Source organism: Ignavibacteriota bacterium (assembly GCA_016218045.1).
Classification (GTDB): domain Bacteria; phylum Bacteroidota; class Ignavibacteria; order SZUA-365; family SZUA-365; genus JACRFB01.
In genome coordinates, this window is record JACRFB010000010.1 from 37195 (window position 1) to 55367 (window position 18173).

The window sequence follows — 18173 nt, forward strand, 5'->3', positions numbered from 1 at the left end:
TCAAAGTCAAACGGCCGCGGGGTCTTGTCATTTCCTGGATCCGTGGATGAATCCGCGGTAGAGATTCGCGTGATGCGCCGACATCATCGCCTGCGGGTCGATCGCGTCGACGATGGAACGGAACTCGCGCACCCGGCCGCGCCGTATCAGCGACATGATGATGGGCATTCCCCCGCTGCCCCCCTCGCCCGGGACGATCGTGACACCGAACTTATTCAACCGCAGTGTATTGGCGATTGTGTCGGTTGCGGTGCGCGAAATCACGTGCACCTGCACGAACCCCAGCGCCAGCTTCTCTTCAATGAAGATGCCGAGAAAGGTGCCTGTCGCAAAGCCCGCCCCGTAGCCGAGCAGATTCCACAGATTATCGAGCTGCGAAAACACCTGCCGTATCGCCACGGCCCAGATCATGACTTCAAAAAATCCGATGAGTGATGCCGGCCATTTTTTACCCTGGACGGTGAACATGGTGCGTATGGTGCCCATCGAGACGTCGCAGATACGAAGACCGAAGATGAGCAGGGCGGAAAGGAAGATGTCCATAGGAAGGAATGTGGTGGATATATTCGGCGAAAGGCATGCAGCAGCCACCGTCGTAACTGTTCCAAACATATCATTATTTCCGCATTCATTCGCGTTCGGGCACTACGCATTCCATGGTCGGGTTTGTTAGTCCCACAGCTTCGCGATACTTTCGCAGAAATCTTCCAGCGCAAAATCGAGATACCAAATGCTGAAATCGCTGTTCGCCCGCAAGCCTCTCCATGTGCTCTTGGAGGAAATGCACAGTGAAAACCGCCTCCGTAGAATCCTGGGTCCGGTGCAGCTCACCGCCCTGGGTGTTGGCGCCGTGATCGGTGCCGGAATTTTTGTCGCCACCGGCGCCGCCGCGCACAATGTGGCAGGACCCTCACTGATGCTCTCGTATGTGGTCGCGGGCATCACCTGCATTTTTGCGGCCTTGTGTTACGCCGAATTTGCATCCATGGTTCCTGTGGCCGGCTCGGCATATACGTATGCGTATGCGACGCTCGGAGAGTTGTTTGCGTGGATTATCGGATGGGACCTTGTGCTCGAGTATGCGGTGGGCAGCGCCACTGTCGCCACGGGATGGTCAGGCTACTTCCAGAATGTCCTGGCCAAGGCCGGGATCGTTCTCCCCGAGCTGCTGCGCGAATCACCCTGGCGCTACGATGCTGTAAGCGGAACCTTTCTTTCCACCGGTTCGATGATCAACCTGCCCGCCGTGATTATAGTTGCGATCGTGACACTGATCCTCGTCAAAGGAATACAGGAATCGGCGTCATTTAATGCTACAATGGTCGGCATCAAGTTGGCTGCGGTGTTGTTCGTCATCGGTGTCGGCGCGTTCTTTATTGAATCGACAAACTGGGAACCCTTCGCGCCTTTCGGGTGGACCGGCATCAGCTTCTTCGGATTACATGTCGCAGGCGACACGAATCCCACCGGCGCGCCCGTGGGTATGCTTGCCGGAGCCGCCATCATTTTCTTTGCCTACATCGGTTTCGATTCCGTTTCCACACACACCGAGGAGGCGAAAAATCCGCAGCGGGATGTTCCCGTCGGCATCATCGCGTCACTATTGATCTGCACGGTTCTCTACATCGCCGTTGTGGCCGTGCTCACGGGCATGGTTCGTTTTGATCAGCTCGACGTCAACGCCCCCGTTTCGCTCGCGTTCAAAACCAAGGGCCTCGGCTGGGCCGAAGGCATCATCGCCGTGGCCGGTGTCGCCGGAATCACATCCGTGCTGCTCGTCATGATGCTCTCGGGACCCCGCGTATTTCTGGCCATGGCGCGTGACGGCCTGGTGCCCCGATCCATTTTCGGAGTCGTTCATCCGAAATTCAGGACGCCGTGGAAATCCACCATCCTCATCGGAATATTCGTCACCGTGCTGGCCGGCTTCCTCCCCATCGACGCCCTGTTGCACCTGACCAACATAGGCACACTCTTCGCGTTTGTCATCGTCTGCGGCGCGGTCCTGATCATGCGCCGCACGCATCCCGAGGCCGAGCGCCCGTTCCGCGTGCCATGGGTGCCGTTTGTCCCGATCATGGGCATTCTCTCGTGCTCCATGCTCATGTTTTCGCTTCCGGTGGACAATTGGTGGCGGCTGTTTATCTGGCTGCTGATCGGCTTTGTGATCTACTTCACCTACGGGCGCAGGCACAGCATCATGGCGAAGATGCGCGGAGAAACGAAATAACACGGCGCGCAGTACGTCTCGCCGCTGACCCGCGGTATTGGCGTCCATCACAATCCTGAGGTACCGCGCGTGTATTACTCCGCGCTTTGCTCCATCATGCCGAGTATGCGCCGCGCGTCGAGCGCCTCGGGTGATGCAGGTGCATGGGTGATGCAGTCGCGCAGATAACGCTGCGACGCCACGCGGTCGTTACGAACCTCGAACGCGAGTTTCGCGGCCTCGATGTACGCGGGGGGATACACCCCGGGCGCGAGGGCCAATGAACGTTCGTACAGCGGCAGCGCGCGATCGACGGCGCCTCCGGCCGCCTGCACACGCGCGGCTGCAAGTGACAGAGCAGCGTCGCCGCAGCGTGTCGGATCCACCGCGGTGGCGGACCGCTCGGCGCGCTGCGCGGGCGTGAGTCCGGATTCCAACAATGCCGAGACCAGAGCGGCTTCCCTCCAGTTTGGGAACACGGTGGAAAAATGCGCCACTGAGTTCTGTGCGAGTGCTGCGTCGCCTGTCTGGGAAGCGGAGAGCAGTACACGCGCGACGAGTTCCCTCGGTGAACTTTCATCTTCCGCGGGTTGCAGCGTTGTGTGCCCTATGCGTTCCTCGATCTGGTCAAGGAACCGTGTGTACGACTGGCGGCGCAGCGCCGGATCACGAACGAGCATCACGGCATTCGCAAGTTTGTCGTCGGTGTTTTTTAAAAGATGTCCCGTGGCCAGCATCCCGAAGAGTGCGTCGATCTCCTGTTCCTGCCTACCCGACTGATGCGCGTATGTGCGCAGGATGTCGTATCCCGTGTACGTATGTACAGCCCGCACAATGCCCTCGTCCATACGCACGATTTTCTCGAAGCGTCGCGCGTCTGCGTCGTGTGATGCATCGAAGGCCACATTGACACGTATCCACATATAGAGTGTGAACAGGGCGGCACCGGCCAATATCGGCAAGATGCGGTACAGATTTACATCGCCCTGCTCCCGAAGCTGGGTCAGGACAACCGCACACAGAAATATGAGAGAAAACACCGGGGCTGTCATCAGATCCCAATCCCGGGCTAGTCCGAGAAACGCATCCCCGCATGCGATAAAAAACAGCCCTCCCCCCGCGGCAACGAGCGCAAACAGCACGAGCGGCGAGCGCCAGGGTACACGCTTTCGCGCAGTTATCGTCACCCCGATGAGCACCGCGCTGAACACACCCGCGATGAGGACGATACTGTTGAGAATGTCGAGCAGATGCGACAGTGAGAGGAGTGTGTACGCATGTCCATAGGAATCCCCCGCTGTGAGCGGGATCAGGACATCCGGCAGCAAACCCGCCGCGCGTAGAAAATATCCACCGATGACGGCCGCGACTATCAGTACACACAGCAGTAACGCCGCCCTGGCTAGAGGGACGGGCCCGTGCTCTCCGCGGAATCTCCAATGAAGGAGCAGCAGATACGACGGGACAAAAACGAGGGACGGAAGCGCAAACGCCGCTGCGGCCAGCAGCAGAAGTCCGGGTGCGAAGACGGACCCGTTCAGCCGCAGTGCCCTCCATGACGCGAGGAAATATGCGATTGTGAGCGCGTAAGAGAGCGCGTACAACTCGACGTACGTCAGGAACAGCAGTGTGCCCGCGCCGAATATTGCCGCAACCGAAAGCAGCATACTAATATCGCGTTTCTCGTGGCGAAGGTTTGTGAACAGCGAAAGGACAACGATACCAAGCCCCGCGGCGCCGAAAACAGTAAACGGGAGACGCACGTTGTCGGAGTGCAGCCAGAGTGTGAGCACGCGCAGGCACTCGCCTGTGAGCCACGAGCTCGGTTTCAAGAAGGCGGGATGGAAATCGGGTGCGGCGAGCAGCCGGTACACTTCGCCTGCATAGTATGATCCGTCACCGAGAAACGCGTAGGCCACCTGCAGGTGTGTCGAGAGGTACATCACACAGGCGGTTGTGGCCACAGCGACAAGCGGGAGGGCACGTTTCCACATGCCCGCGGCCCGAGGCCGCGCCAGAGCGCCTGCGAGATACTCGTACACAGCCGGAACACGCAATAACAGTATGAGGACAAAAACAGCGGTGTCCCAGACGTTGAATCCCAGGTATCTACCGAAATTGATCCCCCAAAGCCGGCCTTCGACAGTGTTTTGGAAGAGCATCAACGCCGTGAGAAATGCGAAGGACGCATCGAGCGCTGCTTTCTGACTCGCTGGGTGCGCGGGCGTAAGGGCTGCATCGTGCGGTACGGGTGAAACGGGCGGGCGGAGTATTTTTTTTGTCGCCATCGGCGTTCGCGAGAGGTGGAGAACGCAATGTAAAAAAAATCGCGGAACCGCCTGCGGCTTAGCGCGGTAAGCGCCGCACGTCATGCCCTGCGACGTGCCGGACCGGCTGCGGGCTGCCCCTCTCCCTGCGTTGACACAGCGGCCGCAAAAAATGTTGTATGCGTAGAATTGACGATGCTAAAATCGGACATGCGTTGCCCTATATCAACTGTACATCTGTACAGAAAACGGAACCGATTCCATACAAAGCAGCAGCGCCCCGGAATCCGGGGCGCTGTGCAGGAAAACTGTGTTGGATCAGAGATAGAATATCGCGCCCACGGCACCGGTGAAGAGACTGAGCGTGTTGGTCGTGGTCTTCGTGGTCTGCGTTCCAACGGTGGTTTCGACGGCATTCATGTCGTAGTCGAGACCCACCTGGCCGAAGATGGCAACCTTTTTCACGATGGACGCCTGGCCGCCGACAAGCAGGCTGATTCCAGTGATTGTGTGATGCTCGTGCGGCTTCGAATAACGAAACGCAAGGCCGATGAACGGATCAACGTCCTTGTCCGCGAGGAAGTACTTGCCTCCGATGAGGAAGCCGAGCGACGACTCACTCTCCGGCTTGACTGCCGGCTCCGGGTCGATTGTCTGCGATGTGCTCGTATAGCCGATGCCGAACTGCAGACTGATATTCGTGGTCGCCGTGTACACAAATTTCGCCATGGTGGCCCGGTCCGAAAATTCAGCGCCGATGCCGAGGCAGTTCGGATCGAGCTGGGCAAAGGCCGCCGAGCCGCTGAGAAACATCACTGCTGCCACAACGAGAATGGAACGCTTCATGAGTACCTCCTGTATGGTGTGTGGGACATGCGCGCCCCTGGCGGGGACGCACGATCAAGAGGAAGGCCGCCGCTCATGCGGAGGTCCATCCCGGCTATAATGATCTGACTATGTCCGAAATGTACTTTCCCGAAAAGGCAAAATCAAGACCGGAGCGCCCCGTTTCTACCTGACGCGGCTGAATGATCTCCGCGGGAAAACGCGGATCAACGCACGACGAGCAGACGGCTTTCCGCGTGCACGAGGTTGCCGGACACGAAACGGCACATGTATGCGCCCGAAGGAAGCGGCGGCAGCGGCATGGACGTCATCCCGGCGGCGACCTGCCACCGTCCGACCTCGCGACCATACAGATCCGAAAGCAGCAGCTCGCCCTGCCCGCTTCCATCGAGGGCGATGGTCGCGATCGAACCGACCCGCACGGGCGTGGGATACACGTCGAGCCGTGTCTGATGTTCGGTGATCCCGGCTTCGCTGATCGCGGACGGACCATCCGTCGCTCTGCGGCTTGCGGAATTGATCACGGCACGCTTCTTTGCATCGGCGTCGTAATACGACACGAAGGCAACGACGTCAAGCGCCTCGATGTTCCATGCGGCTGCGAGCGGAATGTTCTGGAATGTGTACGTGTACGTCCCTGTGCCGGGTGCGGAGGGAAACACACCCGTCAGCCCCCACGCGCCCGAAGGAACCGCCCGAAGCACGCGTTTGTGTGAATATCCGACAATCGGATCGCCTTTCTTGTAATAAGGATGACCCGGCGTCCCGTTGAAATAATTCGTCTGATCGTACCCCTTCCCGACGCCGCTCACGCTGTCTTCCACGATGTACAGATTCAGGCGCAGATCGCCCGGCGCAGGAGCGCTCACAAACTGTATCACGACGGTGCACGAGATGCTGCGCGCGGAGCGGTTCAACGTGTTCTGCAGCGTGATGGCGGTTACCGGAGCGTCACCGAGATGCGCGGTGCAGACCGAATCCCACTTCTGGCGCGACACCGCGATGAAGGGCGGCCGTGTGTACACGGGGATGGGATGGTCGCCGCGGTCGATGCAGGCGCCTGGCGCAAAATCTGTAAACGCCGATGCGATGGCCTTGCTCTCCGCCACGGTCATCGAATCGGTTCCGAAACCCGCATGATGGGTGACCCAGATGACCTGCGGATGATCAGCCACCAGCTTCTCCGCAATCACATCGCCGTCGGGACAAAAACCGCAGGGCGCTGTCGAGAACTCCTCGAGCAGGATACGCTTCACAGGGCCCTGCGCGTTCATCTTCCACACACAAAGAAGCGCGACCAGGACGAGGAATAGGACGTTTTTCATGGGACCTCCGGAGTGGGCTGCGTGGCTTCATGGAAATGTACACAGCATTCACTCCTGGTGGAACAACAAAGCGGACCCTCGACGTCTGCTATTGCCTCATGCCCCGCGTGACGCTGACGCCGTCGGCCGTCGAGAGGCGCAGGAAGAACATCCGCGCGGCACTGCCCGGCCTCGGACTGATCGCAACGGTATGCCTTCCCGCGGGCAGGTGGCTGTCGAGAAGCACCGCTTCACGGATGCCCAGCACATCGAATTGTTCCAGCAGAACGGATCCGGCCCGGGGCAGATCCATCACCGCGCTCAGGCCGCCGCCCGCTGCGTCCGAAATGATCTGCAACAATATCGGACTGCTTGCTCCTTTTTGTTCCACCGCGGTGGTGTTCCGTCTGAGGAACCAGGGCACCGTTGTGGAATCGGTGCGGAAAAAGTCGAGCAGCAGGCGGGCGACCTTGGCCCGGCCTGTTTCCGAAGGATGCGTCCCGTCTTGGATAAAATCTTCGCGCACGTAAAACAGGCCGTTGTCGCTTCGCGGATTCGGTCCGTCGGCCCACAGATACGGCCCCCATGCCAGCCACGGCGCGCGCGGAGCGGTCCCGGTATACACGAGCGCGGTGTCGCCGTCTATCTGTTTCTGCACCAGCCATTTCACGCTGAACCCGGATTCGTAGGCGTAGGGTTCGGGATTGAGCTGCGTCGTTGCGTACCCGCCATACGTTCTGCTCGAAAGGTACAGCAGGCGCACGTTCGGGTATTTCCGGGGAAGGAGGCGCACTATGGCTTCGATGTCGTCCTGCAGCATGGTGGCATGTACGGGAAAGACCTGCGTCGGCGCGATGTTCGCCTGCTTGAGCCAAACGACCTGGACCTGCGCGGGCGTGAGACGGCGCGATGGCAATCGCTGCTCGTTGATGATACGCCAGTAGTCGGCGTTGGGATCCCGGATGATGGAGGCGGTTTGCCCCGACTGCGCGCCGCTTACCACGACGAGATTCGGATTCTTCATCTGGAACGTGTCGACCACATTTTCGAACACGGCGTACTCCTGCCCCGTGTTCGACATGCCGATGGACATGAGTCCGATCTTTCCGTTTACCGGATCGGGCCTGCCGAGCGAGTCGAGCGGTGTGATGGCGTGTGCCAGCGCGCGGCCCGCGGTCTCATGCGCCGATGGACGCTGATTTGTGCCGTCGGGATAGAGTCCGCCTCCAAAGTTCTTGTATGTGCTCCTCCCCATCTCGGTGATAGGCACGGCGCTGAACAACTGCAGTGGTGCGAGTGTCAACAAACGCGGATCGCTCCACGCGCCCCACCCTTTTGCATTGCGCGCCTGCACGCGCCAGATCAGTTCGCGGCCACGTGGCAATTGTGCGGTGGTGAATGTCGTGTCGATGCGTGAAGAATCGGCAAACAGGGGTCGGGCAAACCCGGCGCTGTCCGCTATCTCGATGCGGTACCATGTGACCTGTGGCTGTGAACGGCGCCACACAAAACGCGCGGTGTCGGACGCGAGTATTGTTCCGTGAGCGGGTGACACGAGTTGTACCTTGTCCGGTACTTCTGTGACGCCGGATCCGCCGCGGCCGTCCCAGCCCGCAATCCGCGCCATCAGCACCCAGAACGCCTTGGCGACGCGTATCCCACCAGCCGAAATCGAACCCAGATGACCGCCGTCGGTTTCGGTTGTGTACTGCGGACAAATTGCAGGGATGTCGAGACCGTCGTCAGGATAATTTTCTGTGAGGAAGGCCACTCCGTCGCGGTTGTCGAAACATGGCGCGCCCGCCGGTGTGTGCGAGAGAATGTCGGCCACATCGAAGAGGACGAGGTTGTAATTCCGCGCGTAGTCACGCATCGCAGTGTTGAAGGCCTGCGATTCGGGACTCCCTATTCCGCGGGCGAGCGAGGTGGTCCACCATATCACCGTCTTCTGCGGATGCCGCGCGGCAAACGCCGTGTAACTCGTGGCAGTGCCACGATCGGTGCGTGTGCCGAAAAATCCGTCTATGGGGTGTATGATGTTCGCGCCGGGCATGACGGCCAGATAGCTGAACTGGAATCCCACCACATCGAAGGAATCGATGCGTGGCTCGATAAAGTTCACGAAGCAGTTGGCGTCTTCGGAACATCCCGAAGGCCAGAACTCGTATCGCCAACGGCGGCGGTCCCAGGTGCCGTTCCAATACACTTCCGACGGTGCGACAGCGTACGCCGAATCGCGGTGCTGATATCTCTTGCACGAATTGGGGGCGTTGGACCAGGGCACCGACAGGCAATTCAGCGCGTCCGATATGTTTCCGCCCACGGAGCGGTCCATAAAAAGCATACGAAGATTCTGTGCGGCGTCACGGTACTGCGCGGGGATGCTGTCGAACAGCGCGACATCCCGATGGTCGACCAGGATACGCTGCGCGTGTACTGCCTGGACACTCGCCGCAACCATAAGAACAATCACGAGTCTTTTCATACCACTCCGCCTTCTGCCGGTATATCGTGGGAGAATGAAGTCACGTAAAAAATCCGATGTGATGTCCGAATATCCTAGCACAAACATACTGGCGGTATGAAGTTTTGACGGAAGCGGCCGGCGCCCTAGTTTCCCATATTCATATTCGCGTGACGCTGCGCTTCACATCATTCATCGAGAACCGGAATGACGGACCGAGGGGGTCTGCTCGATTGTTTGCGACATAGTATCATTGTCTGTGTCGGACTTCTGGCGTCCGCTCAGGCGTTCGCCCAGGCACCCGTCACGTGGGATCCGAGCGGCGTGTGGTCCAACAACAACGGTTCCATTGCCCTGCTCATTGCGGGGGATGCTCTGTCATTTTCCTATCAGTCTGTCTTTGGTCAGGCCGCGCACATCTGCGATGTGGCGGGGGTGGCCGGATTGGAACACGACGGCATCTATCACTTCGTGGAAGACGGAAGCACGATCGCAATCATCGTGACGGAAAAATCGGTGCGGCTACAGCCGGTGTCGGGTGTGCCGTCATTCTGCGGCGCGAACTGGTCCGGCGATGAATTCCCGTCAACAAGGCGGAAACGCCCTCAACGTGCCGTTGTCACGGCGACACGTTCACGATTTTTTGTGGTGATGTCTTCGCCGCCGATGCAGCGCAAAGGATATGTTGTCAGGGGTGATGAACTCGAGATTGTTCCTGTGCAACACAGTGAGGCGTCACAATACGTGCTCGCGCGCTTCCGGGGCAGGAACGGGTGGATCGCCGGGATGCTGCTGTCGCAAACGCTCGATCGTCATAAATAACACCATGAGTACGCGCAACGGAGTTGCGCCATCACGATGCGCGTGCCCCACTATCACTCATTCCACCACCCGGAGAACCAGTATGGGACGCCATGTCGTATCGTACACCGTCGCAGCATTTCTCGTCCTCGGACTTCTGTCCTGCGGCAAAAGCAACGAGACCAAATCACAAGCGGGAAACGCCGGAGATGCAGCAGCCACGCAGGAAAAGCCGGCGGTTGCCGGCTCGGTGAAGGACGGTAAAATCTTCTCCATTCTTGTGCCCGAGGGATGGCAGTTTTCCGAATTTAATGATGGAACCGTCCAGACCTACAATAATGCGGGAACCTTCATGGTGCAGGCAAAGAAGGCCGGAATGAACATGACCGACAAGGACGTCGAAACGAATCTCACGTCGATGATGACACAGTACAAAGGCACCGCCATAGAAAACGTCGACATGCTCGGACTCACTTTTCTGAAAACGACGTACGATGCCTCGGGATCACATCAGACCCTGTATGGCGCGCTGAAAGACGGCATGCAGATCTCGATACAACTCATGGGACCGGGGCATGAAACGGATGCAACGATTCAGGGCGTGTTGGCATCCATCCGACTGCGATAGGACCGCGGCCGCAGCACATCGAGCGGGCGGACAGCGGACCCCCATCCCCTGTTCTTTGCCGATGCACCGCTTCGAGCGCATGGAAGTGGAATAATCAAAGGGCCGTGTCATTGCGACACGGCCCTTTCTGTCACGTGACGCGCTGCGTCTCAGCGTCCAATCACAAGCGGCCGGGTAACCAGGTCGGTTCCGTCTGTGAGAATCACTGTATAGTGACCGGCGGGGAGATCCCCCGTGAGGAGGGTTGCCGAGGAAACGCCCCTGGACGTTGACTCTTCCGTGATATGGCGCAGCTCACGCCCGTGGACGTCGTGGAGGAAAATGTGGAGCCCTGTTCCGGACGTTGATGCATACGACAGTGTTACCAACGCACCCTGCGCAACAGGATTTGGATACGGTGCACTGAGCGTCAAGCCGGCCGGTGGGGTAAAGCTCACAACTACCGGATTCGAGTATTCGAAGCCGCCTGTCCGGTCTATCTGTTTCAGTCGATATCGCAACGAGGTTCCGACGCGGTCGGCGTCTTTATCCACAAAGGTGTAGTCGCGTGGTGTATTCACCGTGCCTCCTCCGTCGGTGAACCCCACTTTTTCCCACTCTCCGTCGGCACACTGCCGCTGAATCTCGAATCCGTGATTGTTCGACTCGGTGACCGTACGCCATGTCAGGCGCGCATCATGACCGATCGTGCGCGCGGCAAAGGCGACGAGTTCCACAGGCAGTGCGTTGTCGATGGTCAGCACGACCCCGTTGCTGTTGGCATCGTAGAGATAGGCGCCGGTATCGGCATAGGCGACTCTCGCAAAATTCGGCGCCTCATACAGGCCGGGCGGCGGCGGAGTAAATGTGGCGGGATCTTCGATCAGCGTCTGGAAACGCACGTAACGGATGGAGTGTTTCAGGAGCTGCCCGCCATTGGCGGATGTCGCGGCATTCCCGACGCCGACAACAACGCGGTCGTTGACGGCATCGAAGTACCCGGCATCTGCGTCGTTTGCATCGGTCAGTGTGCTCCAATTGATATTGTCCATCGACACTTGCATGGTACCGGCCATATAATCCTGCAGTGGTGGTATCGTGTCGATGAGCACGACATTCAGCGCATTCTCATCACCGATGTTTTCGATGTTGAAATGATACTGCACCGTGCGGTTTGCAACGGTGTTGGGTGGTATGCCCACCATTTTCGAAACGGAATATGTATTACTTCCCGACTCATAGAACCGCTTCTCGACGGTGACCGCGGGCGCCTTGCTCTCGGTTTCGAAACTCATGACTCCCGGGTAGTACAGGTCGCCGTCGGTGCGGAATCGTACGGTGGTGGATGTGATGTCGTTGCCGAGCACACCAGATGTTGATACGATGTCGATGTCGTATCCCAGTTGATTTGTGAAATCGGGATTCTTGTCTGCAAAACGGGTCCCGAACATCGATATGCTGCTGTTGAAGAAATTGGTAGACGGGTTTTGCGCATCGCTGAGGTACACTGTCGGTCCGAGCCGCAGCCGGTCATCGGTAAGCCCCGCATCACCCTCGAAGGCGATCGAACCGACGTTGGTTGTGACTGTGCCGGTCGATGGTGTTTTGAATCCGGTCAAGGTGATGGTCTCGGAGGAATTCGGATCGAGCACGCGATACCCGTCCCAGATCACAAGATTGCGCAACGGCTCGCTGCTGAAATCCTTGTACACAACAACGAGCGACCAGCCGGCGCAAACTCCGTAGTCGTTGTACGGAGTCACAATGTTTGCCGCGTAATAGGTGCCGCTGCCGCCCGTACGCACAATATCCGTGACATCGTAGTACCCCTGATATGCGTACCAGCCGCGGTAATTGTAGTTGCTGATATCGTCCTGCTGCACCGCGGTGTAGGTGGTATACGCTCCCGCGTCCTTGCGCAATTTGATCTTGAAGCGGTTGCCGTACGCATTCGCCGACACGCCGCTCTGTGAGTATCCAGAGGCGGAGTATCCATGCCAGTACAGTCCGGCCCAGAGTATGCTGTCGGAGGGCACCGGCAGACTCAGATCGGCGGAACTCGAGTTGAAGGTGCTGCCGTCGGAATCGACGTCCACATGACGCATGTAATACGAATCGTTGTTCGCACTGCCGCTGCTGTTGCCGCCGGTCGTACTCCCCGACGACGACGTGTAACCTCGCACATTCACGTTCCCGATCATCACGATCTTGCCCTTGACGTTAAAACCCACGCGTTTGGTGAACGTCCTTTGCGAAAAGGCGCTGCCGACGATCACACCAATAAAAATGAAGGTGACGAATGACTTGGAAAGCATCCCGGCTCCTGAAATACAATGTGATGGAGTCTAATAGTATTTCAAGAATCGTACCGGATGCCAATTATCCTATTATCACAGTATATTGTCTGTTTTAGTCTATTATCGCAGGTTTTGCGGCATTCTGCGCAGTGCAAATTCTCAGCGTTCAAAAGTCATAATTCGGAGGGAGAAGTGTTCCAAACTGAAACAGCACGATGTGACGCTATTCAATCCGCGGGGCGACGTTTTATTCCAGACCAAAAGAAAAGGCCGCGATGAACATCATCGCGGCCTGGGGAGAAAAGGTGGGATTGCGGTCAGGTCTGCTGTTGTTCCTCGGGCACGACGTCTTCCTGTGCGGGTGCTACAGTCCGGGCGCTGCCAAGTGGCAGCCCGGGGCGGGACGGAGCCTCGAGACGTTTGGCATCCTTTGCACGTCGCGCGCGCGCGATTCCGAAGCCGACAATCATGACCACAATGCCGAGCCAGACAAGGGAGATAAAGGGCTTCAGCGATGCCTCGACGACGAGGGTTTCACGCAGGTCGTTCGGGTTGGGTGTGACCTTCGGATTGCGCATGCGCGCGTCGACGGTCGAGAGAGCCAGATCCTCGCGATTGGGCGTGAGCGCGTCTATCACGATCTCGAGATCTCCGGCGCTGACGCGCGCGGGGGTGTCCTGCACACCGTCTGGTCCCGTTGTGTGTGTCACCGTGAACTCCTGCGGCGGCTGCCCGTACTTCTCCACGCGGAAAACGCCGCCGATGGTAAAGGCCTGCGACGCCGCGCTGTTGTTCATGTCGAAGTCTACGAAGTGAATCGTGTACCCGCCGTACTCGATTGACATGCCTTTCGTAAACTGTGCCGCCTGCCAGCCGTCGGGATCCGGTGCAAAAAGCGCCTGCGGTTCCAGGTAAACATCCTTGAACCAGAACTTGGCGATGCCGGGATTACGCATGAGCTGCTTCTGTCCGCCGTACATCGAGTTGAACATGACTGTCTTCACCGTGTCGATCACATCGCCGTCGGCATTGGTCATCGCCACTTTGAAGTAAAACCGCTCGCCGTTCCAGAACGGTTCGTATCCGGTGTAGGTGAGGTTGTATCCGAAGGCGGACTTCGACACACCCTGCGGCAATTCGATGGACTGCGTGCGGCTCATAAATCCGGATCCAATGACACCGAGCAGCGTGAAGGCCACGCCAAGATGTGCAACATAGGCGCCCGTAAATTTCGGATTGCCGCGCACGATGGTGTAGCCCACCTGCGCATTGACAACGACACTGAAGAACGCCGAGCAACCGAGCGCCAGCATCCATACGTCGTTCACTCCGCCGGCCAGCCAGATCACCGCGGCGAACGCCAAAGCCAGGGCACCGGGCAGTATGGCCTTGCGCAGCACTTCGCCCTTGTTGTTCTGTATCCACTTCAGCAGCAGTGCCGACGCGGCCATGCCCACGATGAGAATTCCGAGCGGCACGCCCATCGCGTTGTAAAACGACGGATCAACCGTGTTGCCCAGCGTCGCGTCCGATCCTATGCCCGCAAGCATATCGTTGATGGAAGCGATGATCGACTGGGGAATGATGGGCAGCGAGGTGCCGAGCAGCACGATGAGGGTGAAGATACCGAGTACTGCGGAACCGAGCCCGAGGAATGTTTCGCGTGACATCAAACGGAAACTCGTGTACTCCTTCTCGCTGTGCATGCGGCCGGTCATCGTGTAAATGATGAATGCCAGCTTCAGGACCAGTGCGACGGGCCAGAGCGGCGCGACGGCATTCAGGAGATGCGCCGTCCACAGCAGGGGAAACACAAAAATGTCCACCACCGCGGGCACGTTCGCGATCACGTCCTCGAAGACGGGCACAATGTCGCCGCCGACGATGGCAAAGATGGGAATGCTGGGGCCGATCGCGACGAGATACACGATCCCGAGCCGTTTCCAGCCGCTGAAACGCGTGGCCAATGCCTGCCCGAGTTTGGTGAAACGCAGGAAGATGAACGCCACGCCCGTGTCGGTGAACGCGAACATAAAAAGCACGAGCAGTGTAAACGCGAAGCGCCCCGGATCCACGAAAGAGTGCACGGATGCGTCGCCCAGAACGCCGCTGCGTGTCAGGAAGGTGGAGTACAGCACAGTGACGAAACTGAGTATGGCGAGGAGGAAGTTCGTCATGATGAGTCCCTTCGTCCGTTTCTGCGTCAGCATCGTGTGGACGAGCGCAACGGAAACAAGCCACGGGATCAACGAAGAATTTTCGACGGGATCCCAACCCCACCAGCCGCCCCAGCCGAGCGTCTCATACGCCCAGAATCCGCCTAGTGCAATGCCGAGACCCAGCACCATGGCGCCGCCGACCACCCAGGGCAGCGAACTCGTAATCCAGTCCTGATACTTCTTCTGCATCAGCGCACCCATCGCCAGTGCAAAGGGCGGAGCCATCGAGGCAAAACCGAGGAAAAGTATCGGCGGATGTATCTGCATCCAAAAATTCTGCAGGAGCGGATTGAGGCCCTTTCCGTCGGCGGGAATCTGCGATCCTTCCACAAGCGCGAAAGGATTCTTCACCACGATAAGCAGCATCAGAAATGCGAGCACCGCGGTGTAGGTCCCCATAACCTCCCGCTCGTTGTTGTGTTTCTGCGTGTAGGCCAGCAGCACGATACCGATGATCGAAACCATCAGCGTCCACAGCAGAAAGCTTCCTTCCTGGCCCGCGTAGAATGTGGACATCAACAGGCCGAGCGGCAGTTCGCGGGAGCTGTATGCCCAGACGTAGTGGTACTGGAACTGGTGTTTGACGATGAGCACGAGCAGTGCCGCCGATGCCAGAAACACCGATGTCGTCGTGAGATGAAAACCGGCGCGTCCCAGATGAATCAGGGATTCACGGCGGAGCGAGGCAAAATAAGCGAAGCATGCAACCGCCGTGGCGATGAATCCGCCCACGACGGCAACGCGCCCGATCATGCCGACTGCTTCGTACATGTCGTGCTGTCCTTTCTACAAGTGCTGTGGATTGTATCCTACAGCGAGGTTCGCGGAATATTGTCAGGATGGGCGTCGGCGGGCTTGCCCTCATACTTCGAGGGACATTTTGTCAGGACTTCACTCGCGTGAAAGGCACCCTGCTCGTACCGGCCTTTTGCGACGATGCTCGTCGCGATATCGAAATTGTTCGGTTTCCCGCCGGTGAGCACCACCTTCGCGACACGGTTTTCCTCGTCGCGCATGTAGAATGTGAAGGTGTGCGCCTTGCTGTCGTAGCGCGCGTCCATCTCCTTCACCCACTTGCCGGTGACCTGCACCTTTTTGCCCGAATTCTCGGCCTTGCTGATGGTGGCGTACTCGATGGAGCTGTTCAGGAACGAGTATCCGCCGACAGCGAGAAAGATCAGCACGACCAGTCCGCCGATGATATACCGTTTTTTCATGGGTGTGTCCTCTCGTGATTAATCTTCAAGCTTCTTCACGGCTCTGTCGATACGCCACACGTATCCGAAGAGACCTGCCCACACCATCAGAACGATAATGAGGACGACGTAGAGCGAGTTGTGTTCCAGAAATTCGTACATATCCTGTCCGAGTATAGTGATTTATTGCAATCGAGAAAAGGTGATTCGGCGGTGATGTGTGTTTCCCGTTCAGGACTGTCCCGGCGTCCGTGCAAGTGAGATGCGGTACAGACTGAATCGGATGCGCATCAGCCACCCGTACAGCACGAGATACCCGAGCAGTAGTCCGTACAGAACCACACGCATGGTGGCGTCCATACCCCCGGAACTGACGACGGGCCCCGAAGTTGTGTCGTCGGCGGAACCGGGATGGAGGCCCGGCATGATGCGGGGCATGATGAAAATGAAGAACGGCACGGTGACGGCGGCCAGGATGCTGTACACGGCGCTCAGACTGGCGCGTTTTTCCTCGACCTCGATGGCGGAGCGCAGCGCGAAATAGGCGCCGTACACGAGCAGCAGCACAAAGATCGATGTCTCGCGGGGATCCCAGTTCCAGAATGATCCCCAGTTGAATTTTGCCCACACGGATCCGGTTGTGGTGGCGAGGATGCAGAACAGGAGCCCGAGTCCGGCCGAAATTGCCGACTTGGCGTCGTCATCCATCTGTTTCCTGCGCAGATACTTGATGCCGAACCACATGGACACGAGGAAGGCGATCACGGTGAGCCACGACATGGGCACATGGAAAAAGATGATTTTGGCGCGTTCCTCCAGGCCCGGAATAAAGGGGAAGGTCAGACCCGGATCGGTCGCGAGAATGCGCGAGACGGCGACGCGATGCCGCGCCGCATCGTAGCGCGCGAGCACGAGGTAGCCGGTCGCGGCATCCAGATCCGCGGGCCTGGCCGCAAAAGCGACCGGCGACTCGAGTCCGTGCCCATCGGTTGCCTTCAGAACAAAGGCACCGTCGGCATCGGGCTCGGCGGATTTTGCGCCGAGAGTAAGCTTCAGCGGGATTTCCTTTTCGGGGGACATCTGCGCGTACATCGCGAGGTCGCCGAACGTGCCGGCAACAGGCGTGATGATGCCGAAGACACTGAACACGGCAATCCAGATGAACAGGAGAATTTTCCACCACATACGGGCTGTCCTTTCCTTTACTCTTTCCAGACAAAATCGAACAGAAGATACGACGCCGTGACCACCACGGCACAATACGACACAAGCAATTGCAGATCGGGCCAGGCCTCATTCCATGTGTTCCCTTCTATTGCCGTTTTTGTGGCGGAGATTCCCGCCATGAGCAGGGGCAGAAGGATCGGGAATGAGAGAACGGGAAACAGCGTACCCTTGGTGTTCGCCTTCGCGATGATGGCGGCAATGATGGTTGTAGCGGCGGCTGTCGCGACACTGCCGAGGGCAATGACCGCGAGGAACAAACCCGGCTGATTGACACGGATCTCGGGCAGGAACACAAGGAAGAGCGCGACAATAAACGCGTTGAGCACAAGCGACAGTACCACGTTGAACAGCAGCTTTCCGAGATACACGGAACTCGGACTGCACAAAAGCTGCAGCGCCAGCGACGTGCCGCGCTCCTCTTCCGCGACGAAGGAGCGCGAGAGTCCGCTCATCGCCGCAAAAAACATGACCACCCACAGGAGACCCGCGTGTACGGCCCGCCCCAGGGTCTCGCCGGCAAGTGCAAAAAGAATGACGGCAATCGCGACTACCACGAACATGAACAGCGCGTTGACGGCGTAGCGCGTGCGCAATTCCGAGCGCACGTCCTTCGCGAAGACGGCGGAAGCCCCGCGGCGCAGACTCACCGGGACACCCCGGCGGCAGACCATTTCACGATATCAGATGTGCGCGTTTTCATCCTAATCGCGAAATATACAAAAATTCGGATGCCGCA

The 18173-nt window shown here is 58.5% G+C and carries 14 protein-coding genes; 3 read left to right on the top strand and 11 right to left on the bottom strand.

Features of this window, described 5'->3' with window-relative positions; translation table 11 throughout:
• Positions 1-27: 27 nt before the first annotated feature.
• Entirely contained in the window at positions 28-543 is a 516-nt protein-coding gene (locus tag HY962_02550; GenBank protein MBI5645786.1) for a DUF2179 domain-containing protein, read from the bottom strand.
• Positions 544-733: 190 nt separating this feature from the next.
• Between HY962_02550 and HY962_02555 the strand changes: the two genes are divergently transcribed.
• Complete coding sequence (locus HY962_02555) at positions 734-2230, top strand: amino acid permease (protein MBI5645787.1); 1497 nt, start codon at positions 734-736, stop codon at positions 2228-2230.
• A gap of 74 nt (positions 2231-2304) precedes the next feature.
• On the opposite strand, the gene HY962_02560 is transcribed toward HY962_02555, so the two are convergent.
• From HY962_02560 to HY962_02575, 4 genes are all read right to left on the bottom strand, one after another.
• Positions 2305-4497: a hypothetical protein gene (locus HY962_02560; GenBank protein MBI5645788.1), complete on the bottom strand. Its 2193-nt coding sequence runs from the start codon at positions 4495-4497 to the stop codon at positions 2305-2307.
• Between the two features lie 297 nt (positions 4498-4794).
• Positions 4795-5322 (bottom strand): hypothetical protein, encoded by a 528-nt coding sequence (locus HY962_02565; GenBank protein ID MBI5645789.1) that lies wholly within the window; start codon positions 5320-5322, stop codon positions 4795-4797.
• Between the two features lie 206 nt (positions 5323-5528).
• Positions 5529-6647 carry an Omp28-related outer membrane protein gene (locus HY962_02570; GenBank protein ID MBI5645790.1) on the bottom strand — a complete coding sequence of 373 codons (1119 nt, stop codon included), beginning with the start codon at positions 6645-6647 and terminating at the stop codon, positions 5529-5531.
• Between the two features lie 88 nt (positions 6648-6735).
• A complete protein-coding gene (locus tag HY962_02575; protein ID MBI5645791.1) occupies positions 6736-9111 on the bottom strand; it encodes a hypothetical protein in 2376 nt (791 codons plus the stop codon).
• A 186-nt stretch (positions 9112-9297) separates the two neighbouring features.
• Here HY962_02575 and HY962_02580 point away from each other — a divergent pair, with 186 nt between their 5' ends.
• Both HY962_02580 and HY962_02585 read left to right on the top strand, forming a co-directional pair.
• Entirely contained in the window at positions 9298-9912 is a 615-nt protein-coding gene (locus HY962_02580) for a hypothetical protein (protein ID MBI5645792.1), read from the top strand.
• A gap of 82 nt (positions 9913-9994) precedes the next feature.
• Complete coding sequence (locus HY962_02585) at positions 9995-10519, top strand: hypothetical protein (protein MBI5645793.1); 525 nt, start codon at positions 9995-9997, stop codon at positions 10517-10519.
• Positions 10520-10668: 149 nt separating this feature from the next.
• Here HY962_02585 and HY962_02590 read toward each other — a convergent pair whose 3' ends face one another.
• From HY962_02590 to HY962_02615, 6 genes are all read right to left on the bottom strand, one after another.
• Positions 10669-12813, bottom strand: a complete 2145-nt coding sequence (locus HY962_02590; protein MBI5645794.1) for a T9SS type A sorting domain-containing protein — start codon at positions 12811-12813, stop codon at positions 10669-10671.
• A gap of 299 nt (positions 12814-13112) precedes the next feature.
• Positions 13113-15785 carry a cytochrome c biogenesis protein CcsA gene (gene ccsA, locus HY962_02595; protein MBI5645795.1) on the bottom strand — a complete coding sequence of 891 codons (2673 nt, stop codon included), beginning with the start codon at positions 15783-15785 and terminating at the stop codon, positions 13113-13115.
• A gap of 38 nt (positions 15786-15823) precedes the next feature.
• Positions 15824-16231 (bottom strand): cytochrome c maturation protein CcmE, encoded by a 408-nt coding sequence (locus HY962_02600; GenBank protein ID MBI5645796.1) that lies wholly within the window; start codon positions 16229-16231, stop codon positions 15824-15826.
• 18 nt (positions 16232-16249) lie between these two features.
• Positions 16250-16372: a CcmD family protein gene (locus tag HY962_02605; protein ID MBI5645797.1), complete on the bottom strand. Its 123-nt coding sequence runs from the start codon at positions 16370-16372 to the stop codon at positions 16250-16252.
• Positions 16373-16441: 69 nt separating this feature from the next.
• Positions 16442-17290, bottom strand: coding sequence for a cytochrome c biogenesis protein CcsA (gene ccsA, locus HY962_02610; protein MBI5645798.1), 849 nt, complete (start codon positions 17288-17290; stop codon positions 16442-16444).
• 122 nt (positions 17291-17412) lie between these two features.
• The gene (locus tag HY962_02615) at positions 17413-18108 is read right to left on the bottom strand and encodes a heme exporter protein CcmB (protein MBI5645799.1); all 696 of its coding nucleotides are present in this window, start codon (positions 18106-18108) and stop codon (positions 17413-17415) included.
• Positions 18109-18173: the final 65 nt, after the last annotated feature.

Excerpts from the sequence above, each read along its gene's own strand:
- HY962_02550 (MBI5645786.1), bottom strand. The coding sequence starts at position 543 with ATGGACATCTTCCTTTCCGCCCTGCTCATCTTCGGTCTTCGTATCTGC.
- HY962_02560 (MBI5645788.1), bottom strand. The coding sequence starts at position 4,497 with ATGGCGACAAAAAAAATACTCCGCCCGCCCGTTTCACCCGTACCGCAC.
- HY962_02565 (MBI5645789.1), bottom strand. The coding sequence starts at position 5,322 with ATGAAGCGTTCCATTCTCGTTGTGGCAGCAGTGATGTTTCTCAGCGGC.
- HY962_02570 (MBI5645790.1), bottom strand. The coding sequence starts at position 6,647 with ATGAAAAACGTCCTATTCCTCGTCCTGGTCGCGCTTCTTTGTGTGTGG.
- HY962_02575 (MBI5645791.1), bottom strand. The coding sequence starts at position 9,111 with ATGAAAAGACTCGTGATTGTTCTTATGGTTGCGGCGAGTGTCCAGGCA.
- HY962_02580 (MBI5645792.1), top strand. The coding sequence starts at position 9,298 with ATGACGGACCGAGGGGGTCTGCTCGATTGTTTGCGACATAGTATCATT.
- HY962_02585 (MBI5645793.1), top strand. The coding sequence starts at position 9,995 with ATGGGACGCCATGTCGTATCGTACACCGTCGCAGCATTTCTCGTCCTC.
- HY962_02590 (MBI5645794.1), bottom strand. The coding sequence starts at position 12,813 with ATGCTTTCCAAGTCATTCGTCACCTTCATTTTTATTGGTGTGATCGTC.
- ccsA (MBI5645795.1), bottom strand. The coding sequence starts at position 15,785 with ATGTACGAAGCAGTCGGCATGATCGGGCGCGTTGCCGTCGTGGGCGGA.
- HY962_02600 (MBI5645796.1), bottom strand. The coding sequence starts at position 16,231 with ATGAAAAAACGGTATATCATCGGCGGACTGGTCGTGCTGATCTTTCTC.
- HY962_02605 (MBI5645797.1), bottom strand. The coding sequence starts at position 16,372 with ATGTACGAATTTCTGGAACACAACTCGCTCTACGTCGTCCTCATTATC.
- ccsA (MBI5645798.1), bottom strand. The coding sequence starts at position 17,290 with ATGTCCCCCGAAAAGGAAATCCCGCTGAAGCTTACTCTCGGCGCAAAA.
- HY962_02615 (MBI5645799.1), bottom strand. The coding sequence starts at position 18,108 with ATGGTCTGCCGCCGGGGTGTCCCGGTGAGTCTGCGCCGCGGGGCTTCC.